The following is a 10,249-nucleotide window of genomic DNA, read 5'->3' as shown; positions in this document are numbered from 1 at the left end:
TGGGAGGGGGGGGGGTTATTGTGGGGGTTGTGCTGGGGGGGGGGGGGGGGGGGGGGGGGTGGGGGGGGGGGGGGGGGGGGGGGGGGGGGTGGGGGGCGGGGGGGGGGGGGGGCCTCCCACCCTTGGCGGCCGAGCCCCCGAGGGCGAGTGCGGCTGTGAGCCCGCCGGCGGTCTTCAGCAGACCGCGGCGGCTCAACTCGCCCTGCGCCGGGGGCTTGTGGGGGGAAATGCGGCTCATCTGTGCGACTCCAATCCGTGGGGGGATCAGTCGGTGGTGATGCTCACCTCGTTGAACTCGGTGGTGCAGCGGGCCAGTTGGTCGCGGGAGCAGACCACGAGGCCCACGTGGTAGGGGGCGTCACCGAACCCGGGGATCTCGCCGGTGGCGAGGGTGGTCCAGGTGGCGCCGTCATCGGTGGACAGGGCTGCGGTGAAGGCGGTCCCGACGCGCTTCAGCCGCAGCAGGCCGGGGAGGGTGGCGGTGGCGTTTCCGGTGAAGGCCGACTTTCCGGCGACGGTCGTGCGCAGCATCAGCTGCGCGGCCCTCCCGCCGGTGACGACGACCCCGGCGGCCTGGTCGAACGGCGACAGCGACTTGGCCATCAGCAGCCCCACCTGGTCGGCACTCGCGCCCGTGCGGGAGCCGAGCCGGGCGGTGATCTCACAGTCGCCGGTGACGGTCCGCCGGACGAACTGCCCCGTCATTCCCTGGTTGTTGACGCTCAGATCGACGCCGGCACCGCGCACGGTGAAGGTCCCGCCGTCGTACGAGGTGCTGCCCGGGGTGCGGATGGCGACCACGCCCAGGGTCCCGAAGGCACGCTCGTCGAGCACCGGGTCGCCCAGGTCGCCGTAGGTCCAGGGGGCCGGCGGGGGTGTGCCGACGGTGAGGGTGAGCGTGCCGGTGCCGTCGCCCGCGGCGTTGCCCGCGGTGGTGGAGACCGTGAACACCCCGCTCTCGGTGGGCGTTCCGGATACCAGGCCGGTGCGCTTGTCGAGGCGGAGCCCGTCGGGCAGCCCGGCCGCGCCGAACCGTACGGGCTCGTGCGAGCCCCGCAGGAGGTGGCGGAAGGGCACGCCCTTGTTCGCGAACGCCTCGGCGGCTGAGGTGAGTTGGGGCCGCCCGGGGGCCGGCATCCCGGCGGAGGCCGGTGTGGAGAGCGGGCCCCGGCCGCCGTGGCTCGTCTTCGCGACGGCGTAGTGGTACGTCCGTCCGGGCGTACCCGTGGCGTCCGCGTACCGGATCCGGGTGCCGAAGCCGACCGGGCCGACGCCGGTCGCGATCGTCTCGTAGCGGCCGTCGGCGGTCGTGGAGCGCAGCACCTTGTAGCGGGCGGAGAGATCCGGGTCGGCCCAGGCCAGCTCCACGGCGTCGGCGCCGGAGGACGCCTTCAGACCGGTGGCGGTGCGGGTGGGGCGGGGCACGGACCAGACCTCGCCGGAGCTCGCGGACGTCACGCTGACGTTGTCGAAGGCGCCCGTGCCGGTCTCGGCGTACTCCGCGTCGACACCCAGGCAGGAGGTGAGGACGAGGCCGGCGTACACCGTGCGGCCCAACTCGACCTCGCTGGAGCCGACCTGGGTCCAGCGGATGCCGTCCGGGGAGATCGCGCCCGTGCAGCGGCGGCCCCTGCGGGTCACCCGCACCCAGTAGGGCGCCCGCAGCCGGTAGCCGTCGCCGGCGCCCTCGACGTACGGCGCCTCGAGCGGGGTCGCCGACTCGGGCAGCTCGCCTAGGTCGGAGATCGGGAAGGCGGCGGAGGTGGTGATCGCCTGCCGCTGGGTGGGCGGGACGGGTGTACTGCCGGTGGCGGAGACACTCGCGCCCGTCTCGGGCCGTACGGTCCACACACCGCTCCAGGTGTGCAGCGGCAGCCCCTGGACCAGCATCGACGCGTGCGCGGCGGTCGCGTCGAGGGAGTCGCGCAGGGTGACGCCGATTTTGGCGTACTGCGAGCTGAGCGGGAACACGATCCGTGCCGTGATCGTGCCGTCGCCGCGCAACGGGAGGTGGACTGAGCGGTAGGTGTCGGCGGCGCCGGACGCCTCCAGCAGGAACCGCTCGCCGTCGAAGGCGGCGGAGCCGGGGGTCCGCACCTCGCCGACGTCCCGGGTGGACCAGGGACGGGGAAGACCGGCGGTGGCGGACACCGGGCCCGAACCAGCGCTGCTGCCCTGCGAGTTGGCGGCGGTGACGGTGTAGTAGTACGTGCGTCCCGCGTGTACGTCGGTGTCGGTGTACTCCGGCTTCGCGTTCCCGGCGGCGACCTTCTCGTACGGCCCCTCGGGGCGGCTCGCCCGGCGGACGGTGTACGTCGTCGCCCACGCGGAGGGCAGCCAGGACACGGTCACGGCGTCGGAGTCACCGAGGGCGGTGACGCCCGCCGGGGCGGTCGGCGCGGTCGGCGCCGGGGCCTTAGTCCCGGCGTAGGTGAAGGTGCCGAAGCTCGGCAGGTCGTCGTTGCTGCCCTCGACGAGGCGGGCGCCGCCCGTGCCGCGGAAGACGGCCGCCTTGGTGTACGGGGTGTCGAGGCCGCGGACACCGGCGTAGTGGGCGTAGTACATCTCGTAGATCGGCGGGAGGTTGCCGCGGGCCTTGTCGGAGACGGTCGTCTTGATGTACTTGCCGGTGCGGTCGAGGTCGGGGGTGAAGGGGACGTCGCCGCCGAGGTTGTAGCGGGCGGCGTACTCGGCGCCTGCGAGGATGCGGTTGCCGTCGAACGCCCACAGGTCGACGCCCTGGTTCCAGGCGACCTGCGCGGCGTCGCCCATCAGGCCGACGGCGAGCTGCTCGTGGCCCTGGTCGCGGCCGCTCTCCTGGCCCTGTCCCGTGTCGGTGACGACCCGGTTGCGCACGCTGCCGTTGCCGGCGCCGGCCGCGGCGAAGCGCAGGGCGTCCTCGAAGAGGGTGCGCTCCTCGCAGAACACGCCGATGGCCAGGATGGACTGGATGGCCGTCAGGTCCCAGTTGCCGTTGGCGTAGAGCATGTATCCGGAGATCGCCGGATACCAGACGTCGAGGAAGGACCGCTCGCAGCGGGCGATGTCCTCGTCCGTCCAGCCGTCGTAGTCGCTGTGGCGGAGCAGCTCGGCCGCGTTGACGAACTTGAAGACCTGGAGGCCGGCGCCGAGCGGACCGTCGGCACCCGTGACCATGGTCAGCGGGGCCGACCAGGCGTTGAGGATGTCCCGTGCCTTGTCGGCATGGGCGCGCTCGCCGGTGACGCACCACATGAGGGCGTTCTGGTAGGCGGCGGCCGAGTCGGCGACGGCCTGGTTCTGGAAGTTGGTGGGGCCACGGCCCCAGGAGGTGATCTGTCCGGTGTTCTGGACGGCGTACGTCGACTTCGAGCGGGCGTGCGCCGCGAAGGCGAGGTAGCCGTCGTGGATCGGGGACTCCTGGGCGGCGACCGCTGCCTTCATGCGGGCCAGGTCGTCGGCGGTGTGCAGCAGCCCGGGGTGGGTGAAGACCTGGCTGCCCGAGTGGTTCTGTGCCGCCGCCCGGGCCGTGCCGGGCACGAGCAGTCCGCTCGTGCCCGACGCCAGCAGCACGGCCGCGGCGCCGCCGAGGAAGCCCCGGCGACTCGGGGCGGGGGTGGTGCTGAAGGTGCTCATGACGCGGCGGCCGCCTCGGCCTCGGCGGTGGTGAGGAACTTCAGGCCCAGCACGTGCTCGTTGGCGTGCATCGGGATGGTGTCGGTGGTGAGGTACCAGCCCGGCTTCTTCATCGAGTCGGCGATCACCTTGCCGTTGATGACGAGGTTCTCGAAGGTGACGTCCTTGATGGCGTGCTTGGCGTCGTAGCCGAGCAGCAGACAGGTCGCCAGCGGCTTGCCGGTGTAGGAGAGGTCCTTGATGTAGACGTTCTGAATGCCTCGGCCGACCGAGGTGTTGTACTTCGTGTTGTACGTGATCCGCATGTGGATGAGCTGGCCCCAGCGGAAGTCCTCGACGCGTACGTTGTCGACCTTCACGTTCTTGATCAGGTTGCTGTCGCCGGGGTTGAGGGCGATGCAGCCCTGGTAGCCCATCTGCGGCTCGCGGTGGTCGCAGATGTCGAGGTTCTTGAAGGTGAGGTTCTTCAGGACCTCGGGGTTGTCGGTGTTGCCGTGCGTGCCGACGTTGATGGGGTGGGCCACGTCCGCCCAGAGGGTGGAGTTGCGGACGGTGATGTTCGTGGTGTCGCCGTAGTACTCCCAGCGGTGGGTGTAGATGGCTATGCAGTCGTCGGAGTTGCGCATGAAGACGCCGTCGACGACGACGTTGCTGCTGCAGAAGACGTCGATGCCGTCGCCCCAGCCCTTGGAGCTGAAGGAGCCCAGGCCCTTGATGGTGACGCCGGTGGCCTCGCCGAGCTTGACGGCGTAGCCGTTCGGGTTGAGCGTCGTGACGGCGCCGACGGAGATGTTCCTGGAGTTCTCGACGAGGACGCCGCCGTCCACGGTCCCGGCGAGCACACCGCGGCCGGCGAGCCCGGCGTGCTCGACGTTCCGGAAGAGGACGGTGGCCTTGAGGACGGCGCCGCCGTCGAGGTAGACGGTCTTGCCGGAGGGGACGGTGAGGTAGCCGTCGGCGGTGGTGTGGACGCCGGGGCCGTAGTACAGGACGTTCGGGTCGTCCGGCTTCGGCCGCTTCTTCTCGATCGCGCGGGCGAACAGGTGGAGGCAGTCGAAGATGTCGTCGTTGATCTGGACGACGACGTTGCGCGGCTGGTCGAGCGTGAAGCGCAGGGTGTCGCCGAGGACTTCGGGCTTGATGCCGTAGGAGTCCGGTCTGACCCGGACCTTGCTGGTGCCGCCCTTGAGGTAGGTGACCTCGATCTCGACGGATCCCTGGAAGTCGAAGTACGCCAGCGACGAGTTGTAGACCTTGCTCGACCCGGTGGTCGCGTTGATCTCCGACAGCTGCGGACGCCAGATGTCCAGGGTCTGCCACTCGCCGTCCGGGGCGGTGCGGACCCGCACCTTGAAGCTGGTGTTGGTCGGCATGGCGGCGGGGCGAGGGTACGTCACCAGCTTGGGCGCCGCGGCGGCAGCGGCTTCGGCGTCGGCTTCGTCGGCCCGGGCGGCGGTGGCCGTCATGGAGGTGAGGCCGGCGGCGAGGACGGTGGCGCCCGCGGCCTGGAGGGCGGTGCGGCGCGACAAGGGCGTGTTCATGCGGGGCTCCTTGGTCAACAGGTCGGAAGGGGGCTACTTGAGCCCGGACGTGGACATCCCGGCGACGAAGCCGCGCTGGGCGATGAGGAAGATCAGCAGGATCGGCACGACGTACATCACGGAGGCCGCGGCCTGGAGTTCGGGGACGGGCGTACCCCCGTCGTTGACGTAGGCGGTCATCACCGCGACGGCGAGCGTGGTGCGGTCGGTGGACAGCAGCAGCTGCGGGGCGATGTAGTCGCCCCAGGTCCAGGTGAAGGCGATGATGAAACTCGCGGACAGTACGGGCCAGGACTGCGGCAGGAAGATCCGCCAGAAGATCGACGTGTATCCGCAGCCGTCGACGATCGCGGCCTCCTCCAGTTCGCGCGGCAGACCCGCGAAGAACTGCCGGAAGAGGAAGACCAGATACGGCGCCGCGGACAGGCCCCACAGCACCCACGGCCAGTACGTGTCGACCATGCCGAGCTTGGCGAAGATCAGGTACGTGGGCAGCAGGGTGACCATCTGGGGCAGCATCATCGAGCCGAGCAGGACGCCGAACAGCACCTTCTTGCCGGGCGCGTCGAGCCGGGCGAAACCGAACCCGACCCAGGCGGAACTGAGGGTGACGAGTGTGGCGTAGAGAAGGGCGATGATCAGCGAGTTGCGGGCGTAGCCGAGGAAGTCGATCTGGGTGAAGGCGTCGGCGAAGTTGTGCCACTGGAAGACGTCGGGCAGCCAGTGCACGGGCGAGGCGGCCAGTTCGCCCTGGGTCTTCAGACCGGAGAGGACCAGCCAGCCGAAGGGGCCGAGGAACAGTCCGGTGACGGAGACGAGGACCGTGTAGAGGGCGAGGCGCTTGGTGCGCACCCTCACCCGCACGGGTATCTCGGCGGTTGTGGCGGTCACTTCTTCGCCTCCGGGTCGACGTTGTAGAACACCACGCCGGACGTGAACCTGAAGATGAGCCCGGTGGCGATGAGGATCAGGACGAAGAGCACCCACAGCAGCGCGGAGGCGTAGCCGTAGCGGCCGAGCGCGAAGTACTGCGCGAACACGTGCATCATGTAGAGGTAGTTGGACTGCGGAACCGTGGTGACACCGCTCGTGTCGCCCAGCGGGGCCAGCAGCAGCGGCATGATCGTCTGCACCGAGGCGATCATCCCGGTCACGGTCTGGAAGAGCAGGACCGGCGAGAGCAGCGGCACGGTGATGCTGCGGAAGGTGCGCCAGGCGCTCGCCCCGTCGATCCGGGCGGCCTCGTGGAGTTCGCGAGGTACGTCCTGGAGGCCGGCCAACGAGATGATCATGACGTTTCCGGCGGCCCAGAGCACCGTCATCAGCAGCACATAGCGGGCGTAGGGGTCGGCGAGCCAGCCGATGGCCTCGAAGCCGAAGAAGGTCATGACACCGTTGGTGGCGCCGGAGTTCGGATCGAAGAGCAACTTGAAGGCGAGGCCCGCGCCCACCGGCGGCACCACCGCGGGCAGATACAGCAGGGTGCGGAAGACGCCGCGCGCCTTGATCGGCCGGTTGACCAGGACGGCCAGGGCCAGGCCGGCGATGATCGACAGCGGCACCGACGTGATCGCGAACAGCCCCGCGCGCCCGAGCGCGTCCCAGGTCACCGGATCGTTGAGCAGCTCGCGGTAGTTCCCGAGCCCGACGTACTTCCAGTTCGGCGAGATGCCGTCGAACGTGGTGAAGCTCAGCCACAGCGCGTACGCCATCGGCGCGACGGTCAGCAGCAGGAACCCGATGATCCAGGGCGAGGTGAACAGGTAGAACGCCCGATGCCTGCGCGCGGTCACCGAGACCCGTGGCCTGCCGGTGGCCGGAGCGCGTCCGGCCCCGCTCGCCGCGGCACGGTCGCCGGGCCGGTCCGCGACCGGGGAGATCTGGTCGACCGTCATCCCACCTGCTCCTTACCGCGCTGCAACTGCTCGTTGATGGCCGAGTTCAGACGCCCGGCGAGGGTGTCGACGGAGATCTGGCCGTTCATCGCGGCGGGCGCGATCTGGTTGAAGAGGGCGTCGAGAGCGTCGGCGCGGGTGTAGGGGGTGAAGGAGACGACCGAGAAGTGCTTGAGTTCGTTCTCCTGAACCTTCAGCACCCGCTTCTGGTACTCCTCCTTGGCCGGCATCAGCGACCGCAGCGACTTCAGACTGGGGATCCCCCAGCCGCCGGAGGCGCGCGCCGCGGCCGGCTCCTCGCCGAAGAACCACTCGAAGACCCGCCACGCGGCGTCCTTGTTCTTCGCCTTCTTCGGCATCCACAGGCCGGTGCCGCCCTGACAGGCGCTGATCCGCTCACCACCGGCGAACACCGGGGCGGGCGCCAGACGGGACACCTGTGCCAGCTTCCTCTCGGGGTAGATCATGCCGCCCAGCCAATAGCCGGAGTTCGACATGCCCAGCCGCCCGGCCTGGTAGGTGGGCCCGTCCCAGCCGTTGGGGTCGGGCTGGATCTGGCTCGGACCCACTTTGGTCTTGCAGTAGTCGATGTACCAGGCCAGCGCCTTGCGCGCCTCGGGCGTGGTGAAGTCGACCCGGGAGAAGTCATCGCTGAAGAGGCTGCCGCCGGCGGACGCCGTCATGGTCGCCAGCAGCGTGGACCGGGTCAGCCCGTTGAAACTGCCGCCGAAGACGGTGGTCTGGCCGTTCTTGCGCTGCACGAGGCGCTTGGCGTTCTCCAGCCACTCCTCGTACGTCACCGGCTCGGTCTCCGCCGGGTAGTCGACGCCGCCCTTGTCGAAGGCCGCGGTATTGTACCAGAACATGGAGTCCTGGGAGAAGTCCTTCGCCATGCCGTAGCGCGGACCCTTGCCCTGAGTACGGCCGTCGAACCGCCACAGGTCGTTGACGGGGTCGAGGTCGTCGAGCTTGAGGACGCCGCTCCGGGCGAAGTAGGGGTCCAGTTCCTCCGCAACGTCCCGTGCCGCGAAGTACGGCAGGTCCACGGCGCCGACGCCTCGCACCAGGTCGGGCGGGTTGCCGCTGGTGAGCATCGCGATCAGCTTGGTGATGTCGTACTTCACCAGGGCGATCTTGATGCCGAGGTCCTTCTTCGCCTGCTGGACCTGCTCCGGCAGGATGTCCCCGGAGTTGACCATCACGGTGACGGTCTCACCGGCGCCGCTGACCCCGGTCGACACCTGCAACGCGCAGCCGCTCAACGCCGTGGCGCCGACCGCGGCACCACCTGCGGAGAGGGCGAGAAATCGGCGGCGGCTCAGTGGGGCGCCGGCATGTGGGCGCATGAGCGCACCACCTCCTGCTCAGTTCGTTCGATATATCGGCCAGCGAGCGGCCTGCCGGTCAGGAACCGGCCATTTTGGCAACCGGTTGCTATGGCGTTGGGGCAGAGCTTCTTCCGGGCTGAGGGGCGCGTCAAGAGGCTTGACGAATTTTCGAAAAGTCTGTGTAACCTCGGCTTCATGACAGGCGAGGGGGCGCGGGGGTGCCGAAAGGCGCTCTGAGCAGGGCGGTTGGCGGAGAACCGGGGGGACCTGAGGGCGGCGGCCATGGAAACCGGTTGCCGCGCGGTTGCCGCCCCGCTGCTGCCCGGTTGCCGGTCGGGCCCAGCTGCCGACACGAGCTCTGCCGGACCGAAGCGACCCGGAACATCCGGAACACGCGGTAACCGATTTCGCCAGTTTCCCGGCCCGACTCCTCGCCCACTGACGCATCGGCCGCTGGCGAAGCCACGCCGGGTGCGGGAACTGCCCACTTCATCCGGGTGATTGACCGACCTCTGCTCCAGATCTACGGTAGAAGGCGCTTTCAGAAACAGTTTCCGTGCACCGTTTCAATCTGCTCACTCACGTCTCAACTCAGTGCCTCAGGAGAGTCATGCCCAGCCCGCACCCGCCGAGGGCCGTGTTCGCCATGGACCCGGTGCACCTCCCCCTGCTCTTCCCTCCGCCGCTCATGGCCCGGCTGACCCGGGCGGCCGACCTCGACCCCACGCTCGTCGTCCGGGATTTCGCCGACCCGTCGGCGGCCGAGGCCCTCGCCCGGGCCGAGGTGCTGATCACCGGCTGGGGCTGCCCCCACCTCGACGCCGACGTCCTCGCCGCCGCACCCGGGCTGCGCGCCGTACTGCACGCCGCCGGCTCGGTCCGCTCGCTCGTCGGCGACGCGCTGTGGAAGGCCGGCGTCACGGTCTCCAGCGCGGTCAGCGGCAACGCGCTGCCGGTCGCCGAGTACACGCTGGCGATGATCCTGCTCGCCGGGAAGGACACCTTCGGGCATCGGGAGCGCTTTCGCGGCACGCACACCTACCCGACGCAGCGCGAGACCGCCGCGATCGGCAACGTCGGCCGCCGCGTCGGCGTCATCGGGGCGTCCCGGGTCGGCAGACGGCTGCTGGAGCTGCTGCGGCCGTTCGACTTCACGGTGCTGCTGCACGATCCGTACGTCAGCGCCGCCGAGGCCGCCGAGCTGGGCGCCGAACTGCTGTCGCTGGACGACCTCCTCCGGCACAGCGACATCGTCAGCCTGCACGCGCCGGACATCCCGGAGACGTACCGGATGCTGGACGGGGAGCGGCTGGCGCTGATCCGGGACGGAGGTGTGCTGATCAACACCTCGCGGGGGGCGCTGATCGATCCCGAGGCGCTGACGGACGAGCTGGTCTCCGGGCGGCTGCACGCGGTGCTCGATGTGACCGAGCCGGAGCCGCTGCCCGCGGGGTCGCCGCTGTACCACCTGCCCAACGTCTTCCTGACCCCCCATATCGCCGGGTCGCTCGGGAACGAGCTGGAGCGGCTCGGGCGGATCGTGGTGGAGGAGTTGGAGCGGGTGGGGGATGGCGGGGGGTTGCGGCACGAGGTCGTGCATGCGGATATGGCTCGGGTGGCTTGAGGGAGTGGGGGCTGGGTGGGCCGGGTTGGTCGGCTGCGGCTTGCGGCTCGGGCGGGGGGGGTACCGGCTCCCGACTGGAGTGGGTCGCCTGCCGGAACCTTGCAGCTGGGGTGCCGGATGTCTGGCTCGGTCGCCTGCGGGGCGCCACGTGCCGGGGGGGGGGGGGGGGGGGGTGTTTTGGCGCCTGGGGGGCCTGGCATTGCGTCTCCCCCCCCCCACCACTCCCCCCCCGCCCCCTCTCAGAGG

At 70.1% G+C, this 10,249-nt stretch carries 7 protein-coding genes; 1 reads left to right on the top strand and 6 read right to left on the bottom strand.

Annotated elements, in window-relative coordinates; all coding sequences use genetic code 11:
• The 6 genes from ACFU95_RS06915 to ACFU95_RS06890 all read right to left on the bottom strand — a co-directional run.
• Positions 1–238, bottom strand: a 238-nt coding sequence (locus ACFU95_RS06915; protein WP_383822957.1) for a twin-arginine translocation signal domain-containing protein, incomplete at its 3' end; no start/stop codon positions are given.
• A 26-nt stretch (positions 239–264) separates the two neighbouring features.
• On the bottom strand, positions 265–3,615 hold the full coding sequence (locus ACFU95_RS06910; RefSeq protein WP_383822809.1) for an alginate lyase family protein: 3,351 nt from the start codon (positions 3,613–3,615) through the stop codon (positions 265–267).
• Complete coding sequence (locus tag ACFU95_RS06905) at positions 3,612–5,156, bottom strand: glycosyl hydrolase family 28 protein (protein WP_383822808.1); 1,545 nt, start codon at positions 5,154–5,156, stop codon at positions 3,612–3,614. Before ACFU95_RS06905 ends, ACFU95_RS06910 begins: the two co-directional genes overlap by 4 nt.
• A 33-nt stretch (positions 5,157–5,189) precedes the next feature.
• Positions 5,190–6,047, bottom strand: coding sequence for a carbohydrate ABC transporter permease (locus tag ACFU95_RS06900; RefSeq protein WP_383822805.1), 858 nt, complete (start codon positions 6,045–6,047; stop codon positions 5,190–5,192).
• Positions 6,044–7,051 (bottom strand): carbohydrate ABC transporter permease, encoded by a 1,008-nt coding sequence (locus ACFU95_RS06895; protein ID WP_383822804.1) that lies wholly within the window; start codon positions 7,049–7,051, stop codon positions 6,044–6,046. The genes ACFU95_RS06900 and ACFU95_RS06895 overlap by 4 nt, the downstream gene beginning before the upstream one ends.
• Positions 7,048–8,397, bottom strand: coding sequence for an extracellular solute-binding protein (locus ACFU95_RS06890; RefSeq protein ID WP_383822800.1), 1,350 nt, complete (start codon positions 8,395–8,397; stop codon positions 7,048–7,050). Before ACFU95_RS06890 ends, ACFU95_RS06895 begins: the two co-directional genes overlap by 4 nt.
• A 592-nt stretch (positions 8,398–8,989) precedes the next feature.
• Here ACFU95_RS06890 and ACFU95_RS06885 point away from each other — a divergent pair.
• A complete protein-coding gene (locus ACFU95_RS06885) occupies positions 8,990–10,003 on the top strand; it encodes a hydroxyacid dehydrogenase (protein ID WP_383822798.1) in 1,014 nt (337 codons plus the stop codon).
• Positions 10,004–10,249: the final 246 nt, after the last annotated feature.

The organism is Streptomyces sp. NPDC057623 (genome assembly GCF_042800355.1).
Lineage (GTDB): Bacteria > Actinomycetota > Actinomycetes > Streptomycetales > Streptomycetaceae > Streptomyces.
Note: the sequence above shows the minus strand (reverse complement) of the source record. Positions and strands in the feature narration are given on the sequence as shown.